General features: G+C 59.4%; 23 protein-coding genes and 1 pseudogene. 23 read left to right on the forward strand and 1 reads right to left on the reverse strand.

What is annotated here, in order from left to right; all coding sequences use genetic code 11:
* Positions 1-16 precede the first annotated feature (16 nt).
* The 11 genes and pseudogenes from ACQAYK_RS04650 (at position 17) to ACQAYK_RS04700 (ending at position 13,695) form a co-directional block, all read left to right on the forward strand.
* Positions 17-1,144 (forward strand): flagellar basal body P-ring protein FlgI, encoded by a 1,128-nt coding sequence (locus ACQAYK_RS04650; protein WP_483167972.1) that lies wholly within the window; start codon positions 17-19, stop codon positions 1,142-1,144.
* Positions 1,144-2,106: a flagellar assembly peptidoglycan hydrolase FlgJ gene (gene flgJ, locus ACQAYK_RS04655; protein ID WP_483167973.1), complete on the forward strand. Its 963-nt coding sequence runs from the start codon at positions 1,144-1,146 to the stop codon at positions 2,104-2,106. Before ACQAYK_RS04650 ends, flgJ begins: the two co-directional genes overlap by 1 nt.
* Before the next feature lie 36 nt (positions 2,107-2,142).
* Positions 2,143-2,508: a hypothetical protein gene (locus tag ACQAYK_RS04660; protein ID WP_483167974.1), complete on the forward strand. Its 366-nt coding sequence runs from the start codon at positions 2,143-2,145 to the stop codon at positions 2,506-2,508.
* Between the two features lies 1 nt (position 2,509).
* The gene (gene flgK / locus ACQAYK_RS04665) at positions 2,510-4,531 is read left to right on the forward strand and encodes a flagellar hook-associated protein FlgK (RefSeq protein ID WP_483167975.1); all 2,022 of its coding nucleotides are present in this window, start codon (positions 2,510-2,512) and stop codon (positions 4,529-4,531) included.
* 13 nt (positions 4,532-4,544) lie between these two features.
* Positions 4,545-5,837 (forward strand): flagellar hook-associated protein FlgL, encoded by a 1,293-nt coding sequence (gene flgL, locus ACQAYK_RS04670; RefSeq protein WP_483167976.1) that lies wholly within the window; start codon positions 4,545-4,547, stop codon positions 5,835-5,837.
* A gap of 11 nt (positions 5,838-5,848) precedes the next feature.
* Positions 5,849-6,988: a DegT/DnrJ/EryC1/StrS aminotransferase family protein gene (locus ACQAYK_RS04675; RefSeq protein ID WP_483167977.1), complete on the forward strand. Its 1,140-nt coding sequence runs from the start codon at positions 5,849-5,851 to the stop codon at positions 6,986-6,988.
* A 52-nt stretch (positions 6,989-7,040) separates the two neighbouring features.
* Positions 7,041-8,213, forward strand: coding sequence for an ATP-grasp domain-containing protein (locus ACQAYK_RS04680; RefSeq protein ID WP_483167978.1), 1,173 nt, complete (start codon positions 7,041-7,043; stop codon positions 8,211-8,213).
* Positions 8,197-8,445: a hypothetical protein gene (locus ACQAYK_RS04685; protein ID WP_483167979.1), complete on the forward strand. Its 249-nt coding sequence runs from the start codon at positions 8,197-8,199 to the stop codon at positions 8,443-8,445. The genes ACQAYK_RS04680 and ACQAYK_RS04685 overlap by 17 nt, the downstream gene beginning before the upstream one ends.
* Before the next feature lie 11 nt (positions 8,446-8,456).
* Entirely contained in the window at positions 8,457-9,560 is a 1,104-nt protein-coding gene (locus tag ACQAYK_RS04690; RefSeq protein ID WP_483167980.1) for a Gfo/Idh/MocA family protein, read from the forward strand.
* A 112-nt stretch (positions 9,561-9,672) separates the two neighbouring features.
* A pseudogene (locus ACQAYK_RS04695) lies at positions 9,673-9,888 on the forward strand (class I SAM-dependent methyltransferase); the annotation flags it as partial.
* Positions 9,889-10,035: 147 nt separating this feature from the next.
* Positions 10,036-13,695: a glycosyltransferase gene (locus tag ACQAYK_RS04700; RefSeq protein WP_483168023.1), complete on the forward strand. Its 3,660-nt coding sequence runs from the start codon at positions 10,036-10,038 to the stop codon at positions 13,693-13,695.
* A gap of 11 nt (positions 13,696-13,706) precedes the next feature.
* Here ACQAYK_RS04700 and ACQAYK_RS04705 read toward each other — a convergent pair whose 3' ends face one another.
* On the reverse strand, positions 13,707-14,273 hold the full coding sequence (locus ACQAYK_RS04705; protein WP_483167981.1) for a Uma2 family endonuclease: 567 nt from the start codon (positions 14,271-14,273) through the stop codon (positions 13,707-13,709).
* Positions 14,274-14,450: 177 nt separating this feature from the next.
* On the opposite strand from ACQAYK_RS04705, the gene ACQAYK_RS04710 reads away from it, so the two are divergent.
* The 12 genes from ACQAYK_RS04710 to ACQAYK_RS04765 all read left to right on the forward strand — a co-directional run bounded on the left by ACQAYK_RS04710 (position 14,451) and on the right by ACQAYK_RS04765 (position 26,942).
* Positions 14,451-16,034, forward strand: coding sequence for a flagellin N-terminal helical domain-containing protein (locus tag ACQAYK_RS04710; protein ID WP_483167982.1), 1,584 nt, complete (start codon positions 14,451-14,453; stop codon positions 16,032-16,034).
* 78 nt (positions 16,035-16,112) lie between these two features.
* The gene (locus ACQAYK_RS04715; protein ID WP_483167983.1) at positions 16,113-16,520 is read left to right on the forward strand and encodes a hypothetical protein; all 408 of its coding nucleotides are present in this window, start codon (positions 16,113-16,115) and stop codon (positions 16,518-16,520) included.
* A 9-nt stretch (positions 16,521-16,529) separates the two neighbouring features.
* On the forward strand, positions 16,530-18,467 hold the full coding sequence (gene fliD, locus ACQAYK_RS04720; RefSeq protein ID WP_483167984.1) for a flagellar filament capping protein FliD: 1,938 nt from the start codon (positions 16,530-16,532) through the stop codon (positions 18,465-18,467).
* A gap of 18 nt (positions 18,468-18,485) precedes the next feature.
* A complete protein-coding gene (gene fliS, locus ACQAYK_RS04725; protein ID WP_483167985.1) occupies positions 18,486-18,863 on the forward strand; it encodes a flagellar export chaperone FliS in 378 nt (125 codons plus the stop codon).
* 34 nt (positions 18,864-18,897) lie between these two features.
* Entirely contained in the window at positions 18,898-19,452 is a 555-nt protein-coding gene (locus ACQAYK_RS04730; protein ID WP_483167986.1) for a PilZ domain-containing protein, read from the forward strand.
* The gene (locus tag ACQAYK_RS04735; protein ID WP_483167987.1) at positions 19,449-20,552 is read left to right on the forward strand and encodes a sigma-54 interaction domain-containing protein; all 1,104 of its coding nucleotides are present in this window, start codon (positions 19,449-19,451) and stop codon (positions 20,550-20,552) included. Before ACQAYK_RS04730 ends, ACQAYK_RS04735 begins: the two co-directional genes overlap by 4 nt.
* Positions 20,527-21,747 carry a sensor histidine kinase gene (locus ACQAYK_RS04740; protein WP_483167988.1) on the forward strand — a complete coding sequence of 407 codons (1,221 nt, stop codon included), beginning with the start codon at positions 20,527-20,529 and terminating at the stop codon, positions 21,745-21,747. Before ACQAYK_RS04735 ends, ACQAYK_RS04740 begins: the two co-directional genes overlap by 26 nt.
* Positions 21,744-23,096 carry a sigma-54-dependent transcriptional regulator gene (locus ACQAYK_RS04745; RefSeq protein ID WP_483167989.1) on the forward strand — a complete coding sequence of 451 codons (1,353 nt, stop codon included), beginning with the start codon at positions 21,744-21,746 and terminating at the stop codon, positions 23,094-23,096. Before ACQAYK_RS04740 ends, ACQAYK_RS04745 begins: the two co-directional genes overlap by 4 nt.
* Before the next feature lie 54 nt (positions 23,097-23,150).
* Positions 23,151-23,474 carry a flagellar hook-basal body complex protein FliE gene (gene fliE, locus ACQAYK_RS04750; protein WP_483167990.1) on the forward strand — a complete coding sequence of 108 codons (324 nt, stop codon included), beginning with the start codon at positions 23,151-23,153 and terminating at the stop codon, positions 23,472-23,474.
* Between the two features lie 20 nt (positions 23,475-23,494).
* On the forward strand, positions 23,495-25,201 hold the full coding sequence (fliF, locus tag ACQAYK_RS04755) for a flagellar basal-body MS-ring/collar protein FliF (protein ID WP_483167991.1): 1,707 nt from the start codon (positions 23,495-23,497) through the stop codon (positions 25,199-25,201).
* Complete coding sequence (gene fliG / locus ACQAYK_RS04760) at positions 25,185-26,189, forward strand: flagellar motor switch protein FliG (protein WP_483167992.1); 1,005 nt, start codon at positions 25,185-25,187, stop codon at positions 26,187-26,189. Before fliF ends, fliG begins: the two co-directional genes overlap by 17 nt.
* Positions 26,190-26,942: a FliH/SctL family protein gene (locus ACQAYK_RS04765; protein ID WP_483167993.1), complete on the forward strand. Its 753-nt coding sequence runs from the start codon at positions 26,190-26,192 to the stop codon at positions 26,940-26,942.

Below are 26,942 nucleotides of genomic sequence, written 5' to 3' on the forward strand. Positions count from 1 at the left end.
CATGGAGAGATTGTCGATGAAATCGCGTCTGGTCATTCGCTGCTTGCTGTCTCTTCTCAGTACGGTTTTGCTGCTGGCTGTAGCACTGCCGAGTAATGCAGAAAGCATCCGCAACCTCGCTATGGTGTCAGGGGTACGCAGCAACCAGCTGGTGGGCTATGGCTTGGTGGTGGGATTGAACGGGACCGGCGATCAGGCGACGCAGGTACCCTATACCACGCAGTCTTTGCTGAACATGTTCCAGCGCCTCGGCATCAATTTGCCGTCCTCGGTGGCCACCAATCTGCAGCCCAAGGATGTGGCGGCAGTGATGGTGACTGCACATCTGCCGCCCTTTGCCCAGCCGGGGCAGACCATCAATGTCACCGTCTCGGCGGTGGGCAATGCCTCCAGCCTTGCGGGTGGCACCCTGCTGATGACGCCATTGAAGGGTGCGGATGGGCAAACCTATGCCGTCGCCCAAGGGAATATCATCGTCAGTGGTTTTGGTGCGAGTAGCAACGGTGCCTCGGCGCAGGTGAACATCACCACCGCAGGCACCATCCCCAACGGTGCCAATGTCGAACGGGCGGTGGCCAGTGGCTTCGACAACGGCGGACCGCTCCAGCTCGACTTGCACACCCCCAGTTTCACCACGGCGGCGCGCATCGTCGATGCCATCAACCGCAGTCTTGGCGCTGGCACCGCACAGGCTCTCAATGCCGGGGTGGTCGAGGTCCGGGCGCCGAGCGATCCGGGGCAACGCGTCAACTTTCTGGCACTGATTGAGAATCTGCAGGTGGATCCAGAAACCCCGGTGGCCAAGGTGGTGATCGATGCGCGCAGCGGTACGGTGGTGCTGGGGCAAAATGTCACGCTCGGCAGTTGCGCGGTGGCGCATGGCAATCTCTCGGTCACCATTTCGCAGAAGTATCTGGTGAGTCAGCCCAACCCTTTGGGAGCGGGACAGACCGCGGTTGTGCCGCAGGCCGATGTCAAAATCAAACAACCGCAGGCCAAATTGTTGATGTTTGAGCCAGGAGTGAGTCTGGAGTCGGTGGTGCGGGCGCTGAATGCGGTTGGCGCCACCCCCACAGACCTGATTGCCATTCTGCAGGCGATGAAGGCGGCGGGTGCGCTGCATGCCCAGCTCGAGGTGATCTGATGGGCAGCAGCTCAGGCATTTCTTTGCAAGCGCAGGCCCAAGCGGTCAATCTGAACGCTCGCGGCGCCGGCGCAGCCAGCAGCAATGCCCTGAATTTTGCCCAGTTGCAGCAGCTGCATCAGGAAGCCAAAGACAAAAATCCTGCCGCCATCCTGGCTACGGCCAAGCAGTTTGAGGCGATGCTGCTTGATGAGATGCTCTCTTCGATGAGTAAGACTACTTTTGGTTCGGATCTGCTCGGCAAGAGCAGCGGGCCGATGTTTCAGTCGCTGTTCACCCAGCAGATCGCGCAAACGGTGGCGCAGGGGCGTGGCATTGGTCTGGCGAGTACCCTGGCACAGGAGATCGCCACCCGCTACCACCTGCATTGGGACGCGAAAACTGCGGCCAAGGCCGAGGCAGAGAACACTCCCGTAACGATTCCGGCAGCACCGACGGCCAATACCCAGAGCGCCAGCATGCCCAACTGGAGTCAGCCCGGTCAGAGTTTGCTGCAGCGGGCCAAGGCCTTTGTGCAGAGCATTTTGCCTGCGGTGCGGCAGGCAGCGGTGCAACTGGATGTTTCGCCGGTTGCCATCCTCGCCCAGGCGGCACTGGAGACCGGCTGGGGGGCGCACGCGCCCGGCGACAATCTCTTCGGTATCAAGGCGGGTGGAGGCTGGAGCGGGAGCGCCCTGCAGAATCTCACCCATGAATTTGTCGATGGTGTGAACACGGTAGAGGACGCGAGCTTTCGGGCGTACCAGAATGTTGCCGCGAGTGTGGCAAACTATACGCAACTGCTGTTGAACAGTCCCCGCTATCGCGCGGCCCTGGGGCAGGGTGGCAATATCGCCGGTTTTGCCGAGGCGTTGCAGAACGGCGGTTATGCGACTGATCCCAATTACGCCGCCAAGATCACCGCGCTTGCGCAAGGGCCGGTGATGCAGGCGGCCTTGGCCGGCACGGGGCTCACCCCTTGAGTTTTGCCAGCTGTGTGACGTTTATAGGAGTATGAAGTGACGGAGATGGGCATGGAAGCCAGCGAACGCGAAGAACTGCAGACCCTGCAACGTCTGACGACGGTGCTGGGGCAGGCACGGGCCGCGCTGCAGGCCGGAACGCCCAGTGATACCGCCAGCCTGGCAGAGCAGCAGGAATTGTTCGCACGCCTGCTGGAGTTACGGGCAGCAGCCGGAGCCCGGGAAGCCAGCCCTGCCCTGCAGGCGGCGGTACTGGAATTGCAGGAGGTCGTTGCCGCCTTTGAACATGCCCTGCGGGTCGGGATGGCGGAGATCCGCGCGCGGCTGGAGCCGCAGACCCAGTCTTCCAGTGAGAGCTTTGCCGACCGCATTGGGCGCGGTCATTCCTTGGGGAGTGCGTAAGATGTCGGGTGTTTCCGGTCTGATCAATACCTCGCTGAGTGGTTTGCAGGCGGCACAGCAGGCCCTGCAGGTGACGGGTAACAACATCGCCAACGTCAACACTCCGGGCTATAGCCAAGAAAACGTCATCCAATCGACCACCACCCCCAGCTACCTGGGCGGTCAGTTCTACGGGAATGGCACTCAGATTACCGACGTGCAGCGGGTGTACAGCAGCTTCCTGCAGGGGCAGGTGTGGTCGGCAAGTGCGGGTTCCAGTGGCGCCGCGACCCTGTCGCAGGGCTTGCAGCAGATCTTGGGCGTGCTCAGTAGTGGTAGCGTGAGTACGCAAATTCAGCAGTTTTTCTCCGGGGTGACGCAGGTCGCCGCCAACCCCAGCGATATCCCTTCGCGCCAGGCGATGTTGGGTGATGCGCAGACCCTGAGCAATACCTTTCAGTCCCTCGGGCAGCAGCTCGATCAGATTGGTCAAGGCATCAATCAGCAGATGCAGCAGAGTGTATCCAGTATCAATCAGCTGAGCACCCAAATCGCCCAGTTGAACCAGCAGATTGCCAACTCCGCGGGCTTGGGTAATGGCACTCCCAATGACCTTCTGGATCAGCGCGACCAGTTGCTGACCGAGCTGAATACCCAGGTGGGAGTCCAGGTCGTTCGTCAGAACAACAGCCAGATCAATGTCTTTCTTTCCAATGGGCAGACGCTGGTTGCCGGGTCCACGGCCTTTTCCCTGAAGACCCAGCCGAGCCCGTACAATCAGCAAAATTTGGATGTCGCCTACGAGGGCGCACAGGGTAGCGCCGACATCACGAAAAACCTGAGCGGCGGAATCCTGGGTGGTCTGTTGCAGCTGCGTTCCCAATCCCTACAGCCAGCCGAGAACGGCCTCGGTTTGCTGGCCGATGGTATCGCTGCGCAAGTGAATGGGCAGCAGGCGCAAGGACTGAATCTGCAGGGAAGCTCCGGTACCGCCATTTTTCAGACGGGTGGCGTGCAGATCTTTGCCAATAGCAGCAACAGCAGTGGGGCATCGGGCGCTGTGCTGCAGGGGACCATCACCAATATCGGCAATCTGACCGGCAGCGACTACGTACTAAGCAAGGGTGCCAGTGGTGTTTGGCAACTGAGCAACGCGAGTACCGGGGCGATGGTAGGCACGAGCTCGGGAACGGTCAGCAGCGGTGGTGTCACGACCCTCGACTTTGGCAAAGGCTTTCAGGTCCAGGTGTCGGGTACGGTTGCCCAGGGCGATCGGTTTTTGGTGGAGCCGACGCGCCTGGGCGCCACTGGGATGCAGACGGTGATGAGCGACCCCAGCCAGATTGCCGCCGCCAGCCCGTATGTGGGTAGTCCTGGCGTTGTGACTAGCGGTGCTTTGGTCAACTCTAACCTGGGCAACATGGCCCTGTCCGCCGGCCAGTATGTCAGTAGTAGCGGCGCGGGTGCAGTGGTGGTGAATGGACTCGGCTTCCCTATGTCGGGGACCGCAGAGCTGCAGTTCAGCAATGGTGCCAGCAGTGGCTCCGCCGCGTTCACCATTACCGCCAATGGCAGCACCTTGGCCAGTGGTACGGTGGCGTTGGGAAGTTCGGGGACGGCCATTGATATTGCCTATCCCAACGACCCGCCGGGTGGCTATTATCAGATGGTGCTTTCCGGCACTCTAGTGGGCAAGGGAGATAGCATTACCATCAGCCCCGGTGGCGCGGGCAGCAATGGCAATGCGCAGGCCATGGCCTCTTTGGCGACGCAGGGCATTTTCGACGGCGGCACGAACAATGCCAATGCGCAGGCGGCACAGCTTCTGACCCAGGTGACCACGCAGGCCAATCAGGCGCAGAATCAGGCGCAGGCGCAGGCCAGTGTGCTCAGTCAGGCACAGTCGGCGCAGCAGTCGTATTCCGGGGTGAATCTGGATCAGGAAGCGGCCAATCTCATTCTGTATCAGCAGGCCTATCAGGCTGCGGCCAAAGCGATTTCGGTAGGGAACACCCTGTTTCAGTCTCTGATCCAGGCGTTGTGACGGGAGAAGCAAGATGCGCGTCAGTACACAACAGATCTTTCAGGCCGGCTTGAGTGGCATGCTGCAGCAGCAGAGCACGCTGAATCAGCTCAGTCAGCAGCTCTCCACGGGCAATGCCCTGACCAATCCTGCCGATAACCCAACCGCCTACTCGCAATCCCTCAATCTGGGCGCGCGTATCGCCAATCTGCAGAGCTATCAGCAGAGTAATCAGTACGCGCAGCAGAACCTGCAGTTGAGTTCGAGCAGTTTGCAGAGTGTGAGCACGCTCATGAATCAGGTCCAGCAGCTTGCCGTGCAGATGAATAATGCCACCGTCAACTCCAACGATCTGCAGAACGCCATCAGCACCATGCAGGGCAACCTGCAGCAGTTGGTGCAGCTCGCCAATACGCAGAATGGCAACGGCCAATACATCTATGGCGGCTCCAGCACCGATCAGCAGCCCTTTGCCCTACAGGGCAACAATACGGTGCTGTATCAGGGCGACAGCAGTCAGCAGACCCTGCAGATTGGGCCGTCCCTGAATCTGCCGGCATCGCAGGCCGGGAATCAGATCTTTATGGATATCCCTGGTGGTAATGGTACCTTTTCGGTGACACCGGATAGCGGCAACTATGCTGCGGGCTCAGGGACGGTGACCTTGGGGCCCGGCGCTGTGACCGATCAGAGCGCGGCCAACAATGCCTTTGTGGCGCAGGGTGCGGAGTACCAGGTGAGCATCAGCGCCAACGCCAGTGGTGCCCTGAGCTACACCGTGAGCAGCGGAACCGCCAGTAGCGGCGGGGGTCTGACGGCTTCCGGGGTGGTCAGCTCCGGTGTCTACACGCCCGGGCAAAGCATCAACATCCCGGGCCCAGGGGGCAGCCCCATGGCCTCGGTGCAGGCCCAGGGACAGCCCGCCAATGGCCAGACCCAGAGTTTTACCCTGGCGGCATCCAAGCCGCAAAGTCTCTTCCAGACCTTCAGTGATCTGATCCAGGCCTTTCAGGCGGGGAGTGGTTCCCCGGGCGCCAATGCCAAACGCGCGCAGGGCATCAGCAATGTCTTGCAGAATCTCAGTCAAGCACAAACGCAGATCCTCAGCGTGCAGGCGCAGATCGGTTCCAATCTGCAGGAAGCGCAATCGGTCAGCTCCCTGAACAGCAGCCTCACCACGCAGTTCCAGACCACCCAAAGTAGCCTGTCCGACATCAGCTACCCCCAGGTGATTACCCAGTTCCAGGAAAGCTCCACCGCTCTGCAGGCTGCACAGAAGGCCTTTGTGCAGGTTCAGGGGTTGAGTTTGTTTAATTATATTTCATGAGCGCACTACCCATGCTGGCCGTAGATCCCATTTCTGTAGAATCTGATCACAACGTTTTTGTCACCCGGCCCTTTTTGCCGCCGCTGGAAGAATTCCTGCCTTACCTCCAGCAGATCTGGGATAACAAAATCTTGACCAACGGCGGCCCGTTTCATGTCCAGTTTGAACGTGCGCTGTGCGAGCACCTCGGGGTCGAACATGTGGCCCTGTTCACCAACGGCACGCTGGCGCTCGTGACGGCGCTGCAGGCGCTCCGGATCACCGGAGAAGTGATCACCACGCCCTACTCCTTCGTTGCCACGTCGCATTCGCTGCTATGGAATGGCATCAAACCGATCTTCGTGGATATCGATCCGAAATCCCTGAATCTCGATCCCTCGAAAATCGAAGCCGCCATCACGCCGCAGACGACGGCGATTCTGCCCGTTCACTGCTACGGTCATCCCTGCGACGTCGAGGCCATCCAACATATTGCTGACATCTACAACCTCAAGGTGATCTATGACGCCGCGCACGCCTTCGGGGTTGAGGACACAGGTGGCAGCATCCTGCGGCATGGTGATCTGTCTGTATTGAGTTTTCATGCGACCAAGACCTTTTCGACTTTCGAAGGCGGCGCCATCGTTTGCCCCGACGCGAAGACCAAGCAGCGCATCGACCACCTTAAGAATTTCGGATTCGTCGATGAAACGACCGTCGTGGCCCCGGGCATCAATGGCAAGATGAGCGAGTTCAATGCTGCGCTGGGCCTGCTGCAACTCCATTACATCGACGAGGCCATTTCGCGGCGAGCCGCCCTGGACGCGCAATACCGAAGCCTGCTGTCGGCGGTACCCGGCATACGCTGTGTGCCCGACAACGGAGAAACGATCCGTAATCACGGCTACTTCCCCGTGCTCGTAGGGCCCGAGTATCCGCTCACGCGCGACGCGCTCTACGACAAGCTGAAAACACATGGCTATCACGCGCGCCGTTACTTTTATCCACTGATTTCGGATTTCCCAATGTATCGTGGATATCCCTCGGCGCGGCGTGATAATCTGCCCATAGCCACACAAATGGCCGCGCAGGTGCTCTGCCTCCCCATCTTCCCGGCGCTCGATCACCAGACCGTCGAGGACATTGTCGCCCTCATCGCGTCGCATGCCTGATGAACATTTTTGCGATGTTTTATCATCCCGGACGATTGCTGGCGGATCAACCATGAGTCGTGTGCTGCTGGTCGACACCAACGTAGCGGCTGCGCCCATCTATCGCTGGCTGCTAGCCGAGGGTTACGATGTACATGTGGTGGGCAGTAATCCCGCTGATTTTCTGGCGCGCAGTGCGTCCAATTACGTTCAGGTGGATTACAGCCAACCTGGCATTCTGGCCGAGCTGGTAGATCGGCTGGCCATAGACTTTCTGGTGCCGGGCTGCAACGACCGCAGCTACCTTGCCTGCGCCGTGGTGAGCGAACGGTATCGCCGTTTTCCCGGCATCGAGCCAGTAGCCACCACTGAAACCATCAACCAGAAAGCCTTTTTTCGCCGCTTTGCCAGAGAATATGACTTGGCGACTCCCCGGCAGTTTGTCGATGCCGACGAGATCAACACATGGCCGGTCATCGTCAAACCGGCGGACGCCTTCAGCGGGCGGGGCGTCAGCGTGGTTCATGCCGATCAGCACGGTGCTCTGCCCGAAGCCATTGCCCGGGCAGTGGCGGCCTCGGCTAGCAGCCAGTACGTTATCGAAGCGTTCGTGAGCGGCCAACTCTACAGCCATTCGGCCTTTCTGTACCACGGCGACATTTTGGTGGATTTCATCGTCGAGGAGCACGGAAGCGCCAACCCATTCGTGGTGGACACCAGCCGGCTGATCAACAACTTCGACCAGACCATGCTTGAGCGCATTCGGGAGGACATCCGGAAGATGGCCCGAACCCTGGGGCTTGCCGATGGGCTGATACACACCCAGTTTATCGCCACCCATGACCGGCACTGGCTCATCGAAATCACCCGACGCTGCCCGGGGGATCTTTATAGTCTGCTCATCGAGCACAGCGCCGGCGTGCCCTACGCCGCGCTTTACGCCATGCCGTTTCTGGGGCGACCCCTTGCCCTGTCGACCACGCCGCCCCAGCAGCGCTGGATCATGCGTCATACCCTGTCGGTGCCCGCAGTCACATCCCTGGGCGGGCTGCGTTTCCACCAGCCGCTGGACATCGTCAATTTCATCCCCTTGGCCCGGGCGGGCGACCGCCTCCAGCCCAGTCCGTTCAGCCGCATCGGCCTGCTGTTTACCCGCCACGACAGCCCGGTAGCGCTGGAGCGCGTCTTTCAGGCGGCCCGTCAACGGCAACTCTACAGCGTGGAAGAAAATGAATTTTGGCTTTAATCCTGTCTTCAGGCCCGACCCTTGGAGCTTTCAATCAGCAATCCGTGAAGCCCTGGCCGGCTGCCGCAAACACATCCAGAATCTACGGCCCAAGCTGGCCATATCGGTCTACCACTCCGCCTGGGATTTTCTCGATATCCCCGATTACCTTTTGTCCATCCATCCCGACTACCGGCTGCACCTGCGCCACTACACCCAGAGCTGGTCGGAAACCATCAGGTTCTTTGACTAATGAACACACCCATGCAACCCCTCCGACTGGGCTTCATCGGCGGTGGCCTCAACTCCGCCGTGGGCTACACCCACTTCAACGCGAGCCGTCTAGACGGACATTTCCGGGTGGTTGCCGGCTGTTTCAGCCGTGATGAGGGGCCGAATCGGGCAACAGCCCAAACCTATGGGGTGGCAGCCGAGCGAACCTGGACAAGCTGGCAGGAGCTAGTGCGCGGCGAGCAGGGTAACCTCGACGCTGTGGTTATCCTCACCCCCACACCAACCCACGCCGACATCGTGCTGGCTTTTTTGGACGCTGGCTACCCGGTGATCTGCGAAAAGGCACTGGCGGCATCCAGCGCCGACTGCTGGCGCATCGACGCCAAGATGCGGGAAACTGGCGGTTATCTGGCGGTGACCTATAACTACTCCGGCTACCCCATGGTGCGGGAACTGCGCCGGATGATCCGCGCCGGCGTGCTGGGCGAGCTGCAACAAATCCACATTGAAATGCCTCAAGAAGGCTATCTTCGCCGAGGCGCCAAGCCACAGGAGTGGCGGCTACATGACCCCGGCATTCCCACTGTCTCCCTCGACCTAGGCGTGCATGTGCATCATCTGGTGGATTTTCTGACCGACCGAAGGCAACCCGTGAGCGTGACTGGAGATCAGGCAAGCTATGGGCCGTTTCCTGGCATCATCGACAATGTTTACTGCTTGGCCCGCTATCAAGGCGACCTGCGGGTGATGGCCTGGTGGGGCAAAACAGCTCTCGGGCATCGTAATGGCCTGCGCATCCGGGTCTATGGGCGGCTAGCCAGTGCCGAGTGGTACCAGATGGAACCTGAAATCCTGCGCTGGGCCGACAACGATGGCCACCATTACATGATGGACCGTGGTTCCTCCGAGGCGCTCACAGCTCGCGAGCCGCGATATAACCGCTTCAAGGCCGGGCACCCTTCTGGGTTCGTGGAGGCCTTTGCCAACCTCTACGCCGACATTGCGGCAGAGTTGCGCCAATATATGGAAGGCGAGGAAATTGCCAGGGATCTGGTGTTTGATGCGAGCGATGCCGCCCGGGGGATGGGGTGGCTGGAGGAGGTCTCGCGGGCGGCAGGGACAGGTCGGCGCTGAAGGGTTCGGGTGGCCGGGTGGTGCGGTGATGTGGCTTTGTGGCCAGATTTTCTTCCTGAATCAGGACTCCTCTTTGATCACACGATTTATTTAGTACTAGGGACAGCTGACTATGACATCTCCTCTATATCTGAATATCGGATGTGGCAGGGTAAAACTACCAGGCTTCATCAATATCGATTTGGAACCTGGCGGCGATATTCAATGCGATGTTACACAGGGCCTGCCGTATGCCGATGCCACGGTCGATGGCATTTACAGCGAGCATTTCATCGAGCATCTCGACCAGAAGGATATTCTGAATTTTCTTAGGGAATGTCGCCGAGTTCTGAAGCCAGGCAGGCGGGTACGGATTGCAACCCCAGATCTTGAAGAGACCGTTTCACAATACGCTGAGAACAATTGGCGTCAGCCGTGGCTTGAAAAGTATGGGTACCAGTGGATCAGAACCCGCGCTGAATGTCTCAACATAGCGATGCGCGAATGGGGACATAAATGGCTTGTCGACGAAGAAGAATTGACGCGTCTGGCAAGTTGGGCTGGCCTTGAGCAACCGCAGCGTGTCAAGATCAACGAGAGTACCGACCCCCATCTGTCCGGACTGGAGACCCGCCTCGAATCGACGCTGATCATGGAGTTCGCTCGGCCTGTGGATGCCATAGATGAGAAACCTTTGGTGTCCATCGTGATCCCGGCGTTCCGCGCCGATTTCCTCGCCGCCTGCCTCGACAGCGCCTTGGCGCAAACCTACCCGCATACTGAGGTTCTCGTCCTCGACGACTGCCCTACCGATGCTGTCGCGAAAGTTTGCGAGAACTACATAAAACAAGAACCTCGATTGACTTATCGACGCAATGCCGAGTCACTGAGCGAAGGCGTGAACCTAACCGAAGGCATACGTCTCGTCGCTCGCGGGACTTTTATCAAACCGCTGTATGACGATGATCTGCTTGCGCCAGAGGCAGTAGAACGGCTTGTCGAGGCTTGGCGCGCTCATCCAGGCGTTCGGCTTGCCGCCGTTCGACGTCTTCCGATCGATGCAGCAGGTCAGCTCCTTGATGAGACCCTTCTGCCACCCCTGTCGTTGGTGACGGGCCGTCTACGTGGCACCGAAGTGATCGGCCATCTCCTCGTGCACGGCAATCTACTGGGTGAACCAACCTGCATGATGTTCCGGCGCAGCGATGCGCTGGCGATTGACGAACCCCATGTGATGAACCTGTTCGGGCGTAGCTGCGTCGGAGCCGGCGATGTCTGCTTTGCCATGCACCTGCTCTCCCGAGGCGATCTTGCGTACGTAGCAGAACCTTTGGCGAGACTTCGAATCCACCCGGGACAATCTCAACGTCAGCAGAGTATTCAAGAGCTCGCTCTCGGCACGTGGTCCTATCTGCGACAACAGGGTACGCGGTTGGGGTTTGTTCTCCGACCTCAACCATTATCTCCTGTCAATTGCCTTGGTAGTGAGGGTTCATCAAACAACAGCCTATTTTCAAAGTATTTTCAGTCCTGGGCCTCCGAATCTCGTTGGCTACCGCTGGAAGTTCGCTGGGCCGAGGAAGTATCGCAGGCCCAGAAGGCTTCGGGCCAGCCGTCGCCACATATTGCGCTTGCCTTGTTGTTGCATCCCTCCCGTTCTGCGCAGGCCACGATCGTCAGTGTCGAGACACAGTGGGAGCGGGCGGAGCTGCTGGAACTTCCGCCCGCAAGCGAAAACTGGCTTGCCGGCGTCAACGACAAGCTCCTTGCCAGCCGCGCTGAGTGGATCGCTTTGCTCGATGCCGGGGACGAGCTGGCACCGGACGCGATTTTCCGCATCCAGCAGGCTATAACCACACACCCCGAATGGCAGCTGCTCTATACCGACGAAGACTCGCTGACGGCAGACGGGCAGCATACCAACCCGCATTGCAAGCCGGATTTCAATATCGATTATCTGCGCAGTCTGCCTTATGTGGGGGGCTTGCTTGTCATCAGGAAGGAGATCTTTGAGGCTCTGGGCGGCTTTGATCCCGCGGCGGATGGGGCGGAGGACTACGATCTTGTATTACGCGCCTGGGAACGGGTGGGAGATGCCGGTATTGGACATATTCCCGCCGTCCTTTATCACCGCTTGCAGGGAGGCGGACACTGCAATCAGTCCATCGAGGAGATTCTGGCGGCGAGCAAGACCGCGCTGGAGCGTCACCTGCAGCGTTTGCAGATTGCCGCGGAGGTCCTGCCGGGACCATTCCCGCCCTCGACCCGGGTGCGCTATCCCCTGACGGCAACTCCCACCGTCTCGATCATCATCCCGACACGCAATCAGCTGGGCATTTTGCAACGCTGCGTGGAATCGATCATCGAGAAGACGCGCTACCCCCACTACGAAATTCTGCTCGTGGACAACGACAGTGACGACGAGGAAACCAGAAACTATCTGCAGTTGCTGGAGGCGCAGGAAGAAAGTCTGGGCGGACGCCTCCGGGTACTGCGGCACCCTGGCGCCTTCAATTTCTCGGCGATGAACAACCGGGCGGTGGAACAAGCACGCGGCGACTATCTGCTGCTGCTCAACAATGACACGGCAGCCCTGCATGAGGACTGGCTGGACGAAATGGTCAGTCAGGCCTTGCGGCCGGAAGTCGGTATCGTTGGTGCCAAATTACTGTTCCCCGATGGCAAGATTCAGCACGCTGGCGTCATTTTGGGAATGAAAGGCCCGGCGGAGCACGCCTTCATCGGACAAGCGGCAGAATACCGAGGTTACTACGGGCGGGCGATGCTCACCCAAGACCTCTCGGCAGTGACTGGCGCCTGCCTGTTGCTCTCCAAAGAACTATATCAGCAGGCTGGCGGTCTGGATGATGAGAAATTCCAGGTTTCTTACAATGATATCGATCTTTGTCTGAAAGTCCGGGAACTCGGCAAAAAAATCGTTTTCACCCCATGGGCCATCCTGATGCACGAGGGTTCCGCCAGTCAGCGCGGCGAAGTGGAGAAAAAGCCCAGTCCGGAAAAAGAAAAACGCTTTGCCGGCGAGAAAATGGCCTTCTATCGGAAATGGCTCCCGCAGATCGCTGCTGACCCTGCTTATAACCTCCAGTTGAGCCTGGCGAGTACGGACTTTCTCATCGAAAGTGAGGCGGCCCTGACCTGGGATCCCGGCTGGCGCCCGCGGCCGCGCATTCTGGTGCATCCGGCGGATCGCGAAGGCTGCGGCGAGTATCGCATCATCGCGCCGATGCGCGCGCTCAACCGGGCAGGGCGGACGCAGGGTTGGGAAACCATGCGTATCTTCGAGCCTGCCGAAATGGAACGGATGCAGCCCGACAGTATTGTTTTGCAGCGACAGATGGAGTGGCCGCAGATCGAGGCGCTGGAGCGACACAAGGCCTTGAGCGGGGCCTTCCGCGTCTTCGAGATCGACGACTTGATCACCAATCTGCCGGTCAAGAGCCTGCACAAGGCGCATATTCACAAAGACATCGCCAAACGCTTCCGCAAGGCGGCGGGGCTATGTAACCGGCTGGTGGTGGCAACGGAACCGCTCGCACAAGCCTACAAGGGCTTCAGCGATGAGGTCCGGGTACAACCCAATTGTATCGAGGATGCCGTTTGGGGTTCGCTACAGGCACAGCGCCGCGGCAATGATAAACCGCGCGTGGGCTGGGCTGGTGGGGTGGGGCACACCGGTGACCTCGAAATGGTGGCGGACGTGGTGCGCGACCTCGCCGAAGAAGTGGACTGGATCTTTTTTGGGCTTTGTCCGGACGCACTCAAGCCTTATGTCCGGGAGTTTCATACCGGGGTGCCTCTGCCGCAGTATCCGGCCAAGCTCGCCAGCCTGGATCTGGATCTCGCCATCGCGCCGCTGGAAGACAATCCCTTCAACGAGGCAAAGAGCCATCTGCGGCTCCTGGAATATGGAATTCTCGGTTATCCCGTGGTCTGTTCCGATGTATATCCCTACCAGGGGGATTTTCCAGTAGTACGGGTGAGTAACCGCTATCGCGACTGGGTCAGGGCCATCCGCGAAGCCGTCGCAGACCGGCAGGCACTGGCGGAGATGGGGGACCGTCTACGGGAACAGGTGCGCGCTCATTGGCTGCTCGAAAACCGCCTGGATGACTGGCTTGCCGCGTGGCTGCCCTGATCCTGACCTACTCAGATCAGTCCACTGTCTTCATAGAAGTCGTCGAGGGAGAGGGTAATCGATAAGCCGCCGCAGCGCAGGGAAACGGCATCCTCGGGGTCCAGGATCTGCTCACGCCAGACCTGTCCCTCACGACTGAGCAGGCGGGCATGGATCTTTTCGGAATCCACCAGCAGATAGTACTGCAGGCTGGGAATATCCCGGTAGGCCAGCCATTTTTCCCGCTCGTCGATGGCTGCGGTAGCGGGGGACTGGACTTCGGCGAGCAGACAGGGGGAGGTTTTGTACTGCGGATGATCATCTTCGGGATCACAGACCAGCATGGCGTCGGGGTAGTAATAGGCAGAGCGGGTAGATACCCGCAGCTTCATATCGGCCATGAAGGCGCGACAGGGCTGTCCGCGGGTGATGGCCCGCAGATGGAAAAATATATTTCCAGCAATAATGTTGTGCCGCTCGCTGGCGCCGGCCATGGCAAAGATCTCACCCGCCACGTATTCGCTTTTGTAGGGGGCCGCCGCCTCCGCGGCAAGGTATTCGGCTTCTGGCAAGCAGCGATGCTCCTCTTGCACGCTCATGTTTTCCTCCCTTCCAGTCGGCTCGTTCAAGAAATCACTCTAGCCGCGCTGGCCACGTTGCTCAAGGTTGCCACGAACCGTATTCAAGTTTTTCTGCAGTGTGTCGTTAAGAGAACTGTGAGGTGGATCTCACATTGGCATGGACGCCAAATTTTCCCCTAAGAAAGGAGTTTTCTCATGGCTATTGCAGGAATCATCAATACCAACGCAGGTGCATTGAGTACCCTCAATGCCCTCAACGGCACCCAGGGCAGCCTGAATACCTATCTGCAGCAGTTGTCCACGGGCAAGAGCATCAATGGCCCGCAAGACAACCCCGCTGGCTATGCCATTGCCCAGCGTTTTCAGACCCAGATCAACGGCCTGAATCAGGCGGTTTCCAATGGCAACCAGGGTGTTTCCCTGATCCAGACGGCTACTGGTGCCATCCAGAACCAGACCAGTCTGTTGCAGCAGATTCGGACCACAGCGGTGCAGGCGGCCAACGCCTCCAACACCACCTCGGATCGGCAGGCCCTGCAGGGCGTTGTGAGCCAGTTGCTGGCCCAGGTGCAGACCATCGCCACCCAGACCCAGTTCAACGGCCAGAACATTCTGGACGGTACCTTTGCCGGCGCGGCCTTCCAGGTGGGTGCCAACAGTAACCAGATCATCAATGTGGCGGTGGGCAACACCCAGACCAATGCGATGGGAAATTACGCAGCGACTGCCTCTGGTACTGTGTACTCTACTGATGGCAGTTACGTTAATGGTGGCTATGCGGCAGGTGGCGCATTTACCGTCAGTTCGGGTGGCGCGGGTAATTTTGCTTCGGGCAGCCTAAGCATTGTTGGCAGTGTTGGGACGGCATCCGTTTCGGTGAATAGTACTGGTGAGTCGGCGGCCAATATCGCTGCCGCGGTGAATGCCGTATCGAGCCAGACCGGTGTGACCGCGCAGGGCTATACGAGTGTGGCCTTAACGGCAACCACGGGTACCTATACCTTCACTCTGAGCAATGGCAGCAGCGGTAGCCCCACCAATGCGGTGAATATTTCTGCTGACGTGACCAATGGTAGTAATGGTCAGCCCGATTTGAGTGCGCTGGTGACGGCCATCAACAATCAGGCTGCCATTACCGGTACGTCTGCCAGCACCCAAGTGGTGAGTGGCAAGGCTGAACTGGTGTTGACCAATAGTAATGGCAACAACATCAACATCTCGGCGGGGCTGACCAGTGGCGGCGCACTCTCCGGTGCGGGTCTTGCCTCTGGATCGACGGGTTCGCTGCAGGCGGTCAGCGGTAGCACTGCCTCCTCTGTAGGAAATGCAATCACCAGTGGTGGCGCTAATTTTCTAATCCAGGGCGCAGTTCAATTTGAATCGGCAAGCTCCTACTCGATTGGCAGTGGTTCCTTGATTGGCTTCAGCAGTGCTGCCGCATCGCTATCCTCGGGTGCTGGTGGTTCGCAGGTGGCGAGCATCAACGTCAGTACGGCAGCGGGTGCGCAGCAGGCTATTGGCATCATCGATCAGGCCATCAACTACCTGAACCAGCAGAATGGTGCTCTGGGTGCCATTCAGAATCGGGTGCAGGCATCGGTCAGCAATGACCAGACGACAGCGACCAATCTGCAGTCGGCGCAGTCGACGGTACAGGATGCGAATATTGCCCAGGCAACGTCGCAGTTGACCAAGTACCAGATCCTGCAGCAGGCCGGTATCTCGACCCTGGCGCAGGAAAACTCCTTGCAGCAGAGCTACCTCAAGCTCTTGCCGTAAGGTCTGGCAGTCTCGCCTCCCGGGGACGCCCGGGAGGTTTTACTGGCTGCTAACGCAGTTGGCAAAGAGGTGTAAGCCATGGACAGTCCAACCCTAAACGCCCAGATCAGTGCAGTGCAGATCAGTAGTGTGGCCAAAGAGGCCGGAATTTCGTCTGCTCCCGTAGCTGGCGCAGGTACCTCTTCTTCGACAACCAGTACACCGATTGCCGCGCCGCAGGAGGGGCATTCCTCTAGCCCGGTTTCGGCAGAGCAGCTCCAGCAGTCGATTCAAAAATTGCAGGACAAAGTGGCGAAGTCGCAGTCATCATTTTCATTGGAAGCAGGACTGGACCCGAATGGCAATCATCCCAATCAGGTCCTGATCAAATTATCGGACACCGTAACCAAACAAGTATTTTTTTCGTATTACGTTCCCGCCGATCAGGTGACAAAGGCGGCAGATTCTGAAAACCCAATGGGTTTGCTATTGCAGAGCAAGGCGTAGGAGAAGGCAATGTCGACATCCCTTTCTGGTCTGGTGAGTGGCATCGATGTACAGAGTCTGATCACCAATCTCAGCGCTGCCTATCAGGCGCCCATCACGCTCCTACAGAATCAGCAACAGACGCAGCAGACTACGTTGAGTGCTTGGGGCACCTTGCAGAGCAGTCTTTCCAGCCTGCAGTCGGCCCTGGGGGCGTTGCAGAACATCGGCAGCACCAATAATCGCAGTGCCACAGTCGCTAATACCTCTCTGGCGTCAGCTACTGCCAGCGCCAATGCTCAGCAGGGAAGCTACAACCTCAGTAATATCGTTCTCGCCCAGGCGCAGAGCGTGTACTCCAATAATTTTGCGAGTACCAGCAGCGGGGTGGGTACCGGTACCCTGCAAATCCAGGTGGGCAGCGGTGCGGTCCAAAGTATTGCCATCAACAGCAATAACGATACCTTGGATGGCATTGCGCAAGCGATCAATGGTGCCAACGCGGGTGTCAATGCCGGAGTGATTTATGACGGCACCGGCTATCGTTTGACCCTGACTGGCACCAATACTGGCGCCAATCAGTTTTTTACCGTATCCGTAAGTGGGGCGACAGGATCCCTTGCGAGCCTGAGCTACAGCAGCGGTGCTTCTGGCGGGATGACCCAGAGTCAGGCGGCGCAAAACGCAGGCGTCAGCATCAATGGTCTGCCGGTGACCAGCAGCAGCAATACCATCTCCGGTGCAATCCCTGGAGTAAGTCTTAATCTGTTGCAGGCCAGCAGTGGCAGCACCACCTTGCAGGTGAGCGCCAGTAATACCGGCTTCGTAACGACGGTGCAAAGCTTCGTGAGCGCCTTCAACAAAACCATGGGTACTATCAATACACTCACCGCCTATAATGCCCAGGCGGGTTCTGGGGGGCCTCTACTCGGGAATGCCGCAGTCAATGGCCTACGTACTCAACTCCTCAATCTGATCAGCAATCCCGCGGTCGGCCTGAGTTCCGGTGCCAGTTACAATTCGCTGGGTTCTGTCGGCCTGGGCTTGAGCAGCAGTGGCACCATCAACCTCAATACCGGTACCTTGCAAACGGCGCTGAACGCGGATTATCAGGACGTGGTGGGGCTCTTTGGCCAGACCGGGCAGACCAGCAACAGCAGCGTGCAGTATGTTGGCGCCAGCGGTTCCACGGTGGCTGGTACCTATGCAATCAATGTCTCCCAGGCTGCCAGTCAGGCGGAAATTCTTTCCAGTTCCGCCTTTCCCAGCGGCGGATTGGCGCAAAGTGAGAGCCTGACCTTTGGCTCCGGAGCACAGTCTGTCGTGGTTTCCCTGAGTTCTGGCAGCAGCCTCAGTGCCGTGGTCAATACCATCAATGCGACCCTGCAGCAAAGTGGCATGACGGGAATCACCTCTAGCAACGATAACGGAAAGCTGGAATTGCAGTCGGCAGGGTATGGGTCGGCGCAGAGCTTTACGGTGGTCTCCAACGTGGCATCTGGTGGGACCGGCATTGGTACCAGTACGCTGGCAGCCTCGGGTACGGATGTGGCGGGGACCATCAACGGGCAGTTGGCGAGCGGCAGTGGACAGAACCTGACCGTGACCGGGCCGGGCAATGCCCTGGGCCTGCAAGTGAAGATTCTGGGCAGCGATACCGGCAATCTGGGCACGGTGTCTCTGAGCCAGGGACTCTATCAGCAGATGAACAGCCTGCTGAGCCAGGCATTGAGCTCGCAGAACGGCTTCATCACGGCAGCGCAGAATGGTATCAACTCGACCATCAGCGGTCTGAATGCTCAGATTGCGACCCTACAGCAATCGGCAAGTAATCAGACCGCCTTGCTCACCCAGCAATTCGCCGCCATGCAGTCGCAACTGTCCACGCTGCAGTCCACCAGTCAGTATCTCAATGCCTTCTACAACAGCGGTTCTTCCAGTTCTTCCAGCAGTAGTTCTTCTTCCTGAACATCGAGGGGTTAGGGTATGGCAGCGGTAATGAACGCAGTACAGGCCTACCGGCAGGTAGGTCAGCAGGGGATCTCCTCCGACCGTCTGGTCCTGATGGGGTTGGAAGGGATTCTCGAATATCTGCGGCGCGCCGATCTGGCGATTCGGGAAAAGCGGATCGCAGAAAAGGCGGAGGCCATGGACAAGGCGTATCAATTGACGGCACATCTGCTCGCGAGTGTCGATCACGAGCGAGGCGGGGAAATCGCTACCAATCTGGAAAGTCTGTATCGATTCGTCCTGGAAAAACTCGCCCTGGCAAACATCTTTGACGACCTCGATGCCCTGGCGAGTTGCCGGCCCATACTCGAAGACCTGCGTGACGGCTGGCGAGGTTTGCTCGAACGCGGTTGAGGCTCTATGCTCTCTCCAAAATGGAGAGAGAAACGTGGATGGACCTGGGGTAGCCATAACCGCCAAATTACCCGTTGCGATTCGCTCGTGGTCGGGACAGGAAGAAGAATTCGCGGACTTCATGGGCGATAATCGTGTCTTGTTGCGTGCCCTCCTGGTATGGGATGAAGAAACTGGCAACACCGACGAAGACGATCGCTCGGTCCTGACGCAGCTGCAAATCAAGACCGATCTCTTACTCACCTTGCTCAGCGCTGGAATCCGCGCGCAAGAGCCGTTGCCGGCTGCATATCCCTGTGAACTCCGCAGCGATTCACTGCAGATTACCCCAGACGACGACTGGCGACCTGCCGATTCTCCGACGCTGGTGGAAGTTTTTTTGCATCCGCGCCTGGCGATGCCCCTGCGCCTGCCCAGCGCGGGCTTCGAACAAATGGTCACGGATTCTGTGCCGCCGCGGTGGCGTTTCTTGTTTCGCCTGAGCCCTGGCGTGCAAGAAATGCTGGATCGACTAATCTTCCGACATCATCGGCGTGAGGTTGCCAGATTGCGCGGGAGCAGAATGGATCGCAAAACGAGAAAGGAATGATGGAAAGCCTTGTCGAAACCACTGCGCCGCAGAACCCTGCCGATCGCCGTGCCTTGTCGCGCGAAAGCTGTGGTCTGATTGGCCACAGTGAGGCCCTGTGCATTGTCACTCGGCTCCTGAGTAAGGTTGCCGCAACGGACAGCACGGTATTGATCCTGGGCGAGTCGGGAACGGGCAAGGAGGTGGTTGCCCAGTGCTTGCACCAGCACTCCGCCCGCGCCGCCGGCCCCTTTGTGGCGATCAACTGTGGTGCGATTCCCCCCGAGTTGATGGAAAGTGAGCTGTTCGGTCATGAAAAAGGGGCGTTCACCGGCGCCTTGCTGACCCGCAAGGGGCGTTTCGAGCTGGCGGAGGGCGGCACGCTCTTTCTCGATGAAGTTGCGGAAATGACCCCGCCAATGCAGGTGAAGTTGCTGCGCGTTCTACAAGAACATCAATATGAGCGCGTGGGTGGCAGCAAGGCGCGGGATGCCGATGTACGCATCATTGCTGCGACGCACCGCGATCTGGAGGCGCGCATTCGCGACGGTCTGTTTCGGGAGGATCTCTATTACCGCCTGAATGTTTTTCCGGTGGAATTGCCACCTCTGCGCCGACGCGGCGACGATCTTTTTTTGCTGCTGGAACATTTTTTGGCACAGCGGCACGAAGAGGGTTTCGCGCCTTTTCGTTTGTCCCCGGAAGTAAAGCAGGTCTTGCTCGAGCATTGTTGGCCCGGCAATGTGCTGGAGCTGCGGAATCTGGTCGAACGACTCAGCATCCTCCGCACTGGAGAGGAGGTGCAGCTCTCGGATTTGCCGCGGCACATTTGGGAAAGTGGCAGGAATGCCGAAGCGGAAAGCGATGCCTTGCGGACAGTTTGGGCGATGGAGCCAGAGGAGCCGCTGCCGGTCGCGGAATTTGGCGAGGAAGCGCATCGTCTGCCGGATGGTCCTTTTGATCTCAAAAACTATCTGGAAGAGATCGAGCGGAATCTGATCCTGCAGGCCCTGGATCTCTGCGATCAAGTGGTAGCGCGGGCCGCCGAACGACTGGGGCTGCGGCGCACGACTTTGGTGGAGAAGCTACGTAAATATGCCATACAGCCCGGCAGGGAGTGACGCCTTGGTGCCGGGCAATCCAGATCCGCAAGACGCCGCCCGCCTGCTGGAGGCCTTTGAACTCTTCAACAACGCTTCGCGCGAGCTGAGTGACGCCTATGGCACCTTGCAGGCGGAGGTACATCGCCTCAACGGTGAGTTGGCCGCCGCCAACCAGCGCCTGCGCGAAGAACTGCAGGCCAAGGAGACCCTGGGCCAGCGTCTGGCAATGCTGCTGGAAATGCTGCCCGGGGCGGTATTACTGCTCGATTCGCAAGGGCAGATTCTGCAGATGAACCCCGCCGCAGAGCGACTGCTGGAGACTCGGGAGCTGGGCTGGACCTGGCCGGAATTGCCCGGGTTGGCAATTCAGGAGGGGGGCGCGGAGTGTCTGTTGGCGATTGGGTCTGAACGCCGGCGCCTAGCCATTGCCGTCACGCCGCTACCCGGCGAAGGTGGGAAAATTCTGCTCTTGCAGGATGTGACCGCAGCCCGTGCCCGCGAAGCCGCCAGTCAGCGACGCGAGCGTCTGGCAGCCTTGGGGGAGACAATGGCGGGCCTCGCGCACCAACTGCGTACGCCGCTGGCGACGGCGCTGCTCGCGGTCGGCCAATTGCGGCCGGAGCGGGATGCCGAACATTTTGCGCGCCAGCAGCAACGGGCATTGGATCGATTGCGGCATTTGCAGGGGGTCATCGACGCCATGCTGCAGTTTTTGCGTGGCAGCCTGCCGGCTGAGGACAGCAGCGTGCGCATGGCAGATCTCGGAGCAGGATTGGAGCGGGTATTCGCGCCCTTGTATCGTCAAAAAAATGTCGATCTCGATCTGCGGCTCGGAGAGGATGACTGGATTTTGACAGGCAGCGCAGACGTCTGGGTCAGCGTCATCGGCAATCTACTGCAGAATGCCCTGCATTTTGCGCCTGCTTCGACTACCGTACATGCCCTGGGCACACGCAGCGGCAATTTCTGGATTCTGCGGGTCATGGACTCTGGCCCGGGGGTCGCCGAAGCGGAACGCGAGCGGATTTTTCAGCCTTTTGTGAGTGGTCGACGCGAGGGCACGGGATTGGGTTTGAGTATTGCGCGCAACTTCGTCACGGGCATGGGCGGCGATCTCCATGTCGAGGACAATCGGCCCGGCGCCTGCTTTGTACTGCGCGTGCCTTTCGCTGCGCTCCCCGATCCGTTGGTCAGTCGCTCGGAGTCAGGATGAACGAAAAGCGCATGGCATTCCGCATTCTATTGGTCGAGGATGACCCGGATTTCGCTGAGGTATTACAGGAGGCCCTGAGTGATCTTGGGTATCTCCTTCGTCATGCCAGCGATGGCGAGGCGGCCCTGACGCAGTTGGCAAATTTCCCCGCCGATCTCATCCTTAGCGATGTGCAAATGCCGCGGCTGGATGGCTATGGTCTCCTGGCGGCCCTGCGTGAGCGCCGCCAAGCCCCGCCAGTGCTGATGATGACCGCCTGGGGAACGATCGAAGAGGCGGTGCGGGCACTGCAGGGCGGGGCGGTGGACTATCTGGTGAAGCCCTTCGAGATGGAAAGCCTGCAGGCGAAGCTGCAAAAGCATCTCCTGCCTCGCGCTGGCGACGATAAGCAGCTGATTGCCGAGGCACCGAGTATGCGGCGTTGTCTGGAGCGCGCAGAGAAAGTGGCGCAGAGTGACGCCACCGTCTTGTTGACGGGCGAGAGTGGTGTCGGGAAGGAGGTGCTGGCGCGCTATCTCCATCAGCACAGTGCCCGCGCCAAAGGTCCCTTCGTTGCCGTGAATTGTGCTGCCATCCCCGAAACCTTGCTGGAGGCGACACTCTTTGGCCACGAAAAAGGTGCCTTCACCGGCGCGACGCAGGCGAGTGCGGGAAAATTCGAGCAGGCGCAGAATGGCACCCTGTTGCTCGACGAGGTGACGGAAATGCCCCTTGCCCTGCAGGCCAAGCTGCTGCGCGTATTGCAGGAGCGAGAGCTGGAGCGGGTCGGCGGACAACGCACGATTTCCCTGGATATCCGTGTCATTGCGACGAGCAATCGCGACCTCGGGGAGGCAGTAAAAAGCGGACAGTTCCGTGCCGACCTTTATTACCGATTGCAGGTGGTGCCGTTACAGATCCCCGCCCTACGCGAGCGGCGCGAAGACATAATCCCACTGGCCCGCTATCTCCTGGGGCAGGCGGTAACTGCCCTCGGGCTGCGCTCGCGGACGTTGTCGCCGACTGCGGAACAGGCCCTCCTCGCGCATGACTGGCCGGGCAACGTGCGCGAGCTGCAAAATGCGCTGCAACGTGCCTTGATTTTAGCGGAAGGTGACGAAATACAGGCGCGGGACCTGGATCTGCCGGGTGAGATGGCAGAAAACGGGACGGCAATCGAGGAACAGACATCTGTTGCAGAATTGGCATTGGGGGAGCAAAAGGGGCACTATGAGCGAGAGTTGATTGCCGATGCTCTCGCAAAAAGCGGAGGTTCGCGTGGTGAAGCGGCGCGTTTGTTGGGAATCAGTGCGCGTACCCTGCGCCACAAACTGCAGCGCTTGCGGGAGGCGGGTTTCGACCTTGGATAGTTTGGCCTGGATATTGCTTCATTTTGGGAAAGCATTCCCAGGAAGGATATGGTCATGAGCAGTATAGATTCGCTGGATGGTTTGCTGAGCCAACTGCGTGCCCTGAGCGAGCAGGCGCAGGGCCTGAAAAACAACACTTCGAACAGTGGTGGAGTGGGAGAATTTGCCGATACGCTCAAACAGATGGTGGACGGCGTCAATGCCCAGCAGCAGTCCGCAAGTACACTTCAGAATCAGTTTGCCAGCGGTGATCCGCAGGTGAGCCTAAGTCAGGTGATGGTTGCCTCGCAGAAGGCCGATCTCTCCTTTCAGACCATGCTCCAGGTACGCAACAAGCTTGTTTCTGCCTACCAGGACATCATGAATATTTCTGCCTGAGCGCGCAGGGTTGATGTCCCATGGCCGAACAAGCCCTGAATCCTTCTGCCGCGCGTCTTGATCCGCGCCAGTGGCAACAACGCTGGCAGGAGATGCCAGCCAATCGTCGTTTCGCCTTTCTGGTGGTGCTTGCCGCTGTCGTTGCCGTGCTCCTCGTCGCGGCGTTCTGGCATGGGTCTGGCAACTATCAGGTCCTCTATGCCGGGCTTTCCGATCGTGATGGTGGGCAGGTCATCGCTCAGTTACAGAAGCTGAATGTTCCCTTTCGTATTACCGATGGGGGTACGGTCATTACCGTCCCTAGTGATGTGGTGTACAGCACGCGGATGAAGCTGGCGGCAGAGGGCTTGCCACATGGCGATGCGGTAGGTTTCGAACTGCTCGATCACGAACCCATGGGCACCAGTGATTTTGTTGAGCACGTCAATTATCAGCGCGCCCTCGAGGGCTCGCTCGAACGCACCATCTCCTCCCTGGGAGAAGTTGAGCACGCACGGGTGCAACTGGCCATTCCCAAGCCATCGGTCTTTCTGGACCAGGAGCAGAAGCCGACGGCATCGGTCATGCTGACGATGTATCCTGGACGGCAACTTTCTGCCGCTCAGGTGGCGGGGATCGTCCACTTGGTTGCGGCCAGCGTACCGGGTCTGGAAGACAAAAATGTCACGGTAGTCGACCAGCATGGCAACCTGTTGAGCAGTGATGCCAGCTCGTCTCTGGGGCTGCAGCCGGCGCAGTTTGCCTACCAGCAGGCCGTCGATGCGCAATATCAAAAGCGTATCGAGGCGATCATTTCCCCGATTGTGGGGAGCAATGCCGTGCATGTTGCGGTGTCGGCGAATATCGACTTTGCCAAAAGCGAGAGCAGCTCGGTCACCTACGGCAAGAATCAGGTCCTCAGCCAGCAGACCCACAGTAGCAGCAGCAACGGTGGCGAAGGGCCCTATGGCGTCCCGGGGGCGCTCTCCAATCAACCACCGGGGGTGGCGATTGCACCCCTCACCGCGCCAGTGGTTTCCACGCTCTCGCCGGCGGGACTGATTGCGCTGGCCCCCACTCTGAAGAGTCTCGCGCCCACCCAGAGCAGCAACGACACGACCACCAATTACGATGTCGATAAAACCATCGTCCACACCGTCAGCCCCGTCGGCAGCGTCAAGCGGGTTTCCGTCGCCGTATTGATCGATGAAAAGCCGCTGCCGGGTGGCGATGGAAAGCAGTTTTCTGCCCTCGCGCCGGCGCAGATCCAGCAGATCCAGCAGTTGGTGGAGGAAGCTATTGGTTACGATGCCAAGCGCGGTGACTCCGTAAAAGTCGTGCAGATGCCTTTTGCCGGTAGTCAGATGAACGCCACTCTGCCGTGGTGGCAACAGACCTGGTTCCTCAGCCTGGCGCACGGTGCCCTGCGCTATCTGGCCATCCTGCTCCTCGCTTTCCTGCTCTTCCTGGGTCTCATCAAGCCGGTCTTGCACCTGCTGCGTGACCGCCAGGAGCGGGCGCAAGCTGCCGCGCTGGCATCGGCGCACGGAGAGCAGCCGCCCGGACAGCAGGGAGCCACCCCGGGAACCCAAACAGGACCCGTCTGGGCCGGGGCTGAAGAAGAGATCGAACTGCCGGCAGACCCCCTCAAGGCAGATCTATACGTCGCGCGGCAACTGGTGATGCAGGATCCCGCCCGGGCCGCGCAGGTAGTAAAGGAATGGTTGAACGGTGAGCAGCGAAGCTGATCTGAATGGCATCGAGCGCAGTGCCATTCTTCTGCTCAGTCTGGGCGAGGATGAGGCTGCAGAAGTGATGCGCCACCTCGGCCCGCGGGAGGTGCAAAAGCTAGGTGCCATGATGGCAAAGATGGCGCAGGTCAGCACCGATCAGGCACGCACGGTACTCTCGGATTTTCGCGCCCGTCTGGAGCACCAGACATCCTTGGGGGTCGGCAGCGATCAATACATTCGTGGCATGCTCACCAAGGCCTTAGGTGATAAGGCGGGTTCGATCATCGACCGCATCCTGCATGGTGGCGAGGCCAATGGTCTGGAAAATCTGAAGTGGATGGATGCCCGTTCGGTCGCTGATCTGATCAAGCTGGAGCACCCGCAGGTGCTCGCCATGATCCTCGCCTATATGGAACCCGAGCAGGCGAGTGAGGTGATCCATTTTCTGCCCGAACGCACCGTTGGCGAGGCGATGATGCGTCTTGCCAGCCTGGAAACCGTGCAGCCGGGGGCCATTCGCGAGCTCAATGAGATCCTGGAGGAGCAGATTTCCGGCGACTCCCAATCTTTGCAGGTCGCGACTCTGGGTGGACCCAAGGCGGCGGCCGAGATTCTCAACCGGCTGGAAAGCAGTCGCTCCGGCAGCATTTTGGACCAGATTCGCGAATCCGAACCGGAATTGGCGGAAAAGGTGCAGGAAAAGATGTTTGTCTTTGACGACCTTGCCAAGCTGGACGATCGCAGCTTGCAGGTCCTCTTGCGCGAAGTGCCATCTGATGGTCTCGTCGTTGCCCTGAAGGGGGCTCCGGGTCCTCTGCGCGAGAGCTTTTTTGCCAATATGTCCAAACGTGCCGCGGAAATGTTACGGGACGACCTGGAGGCCAAGGGGCCCGTGCGTCTGAGCGAGGTCGAGGCTGCGCAAAAGGCCATTCTGCAGGTGGCGCAGCGTCTCGATGCCGCGGGTCAGATCAACCTGAGTGGTGGTGGCGAGGAGCTGCTGTAAATGACCGCCACCGACGCCGACATCATCCAGCGGGAAACTATTGCGAATTTGCGTGCCTGGCGCATGCCGCAAATGCACGGTATCGCCGCAGCTGCGAGTGCGCAGGAGGTAGAAGAAAACCCTCCGGCCGAGGAGGCGGGCGAGGAAGTCGAGCCGCAGGGCTTGCGTCTGCCGACGGCAGAAGCCCTGCAACAGCTGGTTGCGCAGGCGGAAGAAGAGGGGCGACAGCGTGGGCGGGAGGAAGGCTACGCCGCCGGGCGTGAGGAGGGCTTGGCAGCGGCCCGAAAGGACATCCAGATCTTTCGGCAACTTGTAGAGCAACTGGCCATGCCTGTTGAGCGGCTCAGCGATGGCGTGGAACAGGCCTTGCTTGCCTTGGCCCTGGAATTGGCAAGGCAGGTGATCCGCCAGGAGCTGCAGACACATCCCGAGCAGATCCTGCCGCTGCTGCGGGAGGCGTTGGCCAGTGTGCCAATCGCCGATGGGGCAGTGGTCTTGCGCTTGCATCCACAGGATTCTGCGCTGGTCGAAGAGCAACTCCCCGAGCTGGTCGATGCGGGTGTTACTCTGGCGCCGGACGAAGCACTGGAGCGGGGTTCGCTGGTCGTGCAGGCGGGCCTGGATACGGATTCCCTGCGTCCCGACCGCCGCTGGCGGGAGCGTTCTGAGGCGTCTGCGACGGAGCTCGACCTGCGCCTCGCGACGCGTTGGCGGCAGATATTGGACACGCTGTTTGCCGGGATCGAGGCCTGA

Origin of the sequence: Acidithiobacillus sp. AC3 (genome assembly GCF_050261095.1) — a bacterium.
Classification (GTDB): Bacteria; Pseudomonadota; Gammaproteobacteria; order Acidithiobacillales; family Acidithiobacillaceae; genus Igneacidithiobacillus; species Igneacidithiobacillus copahuensis.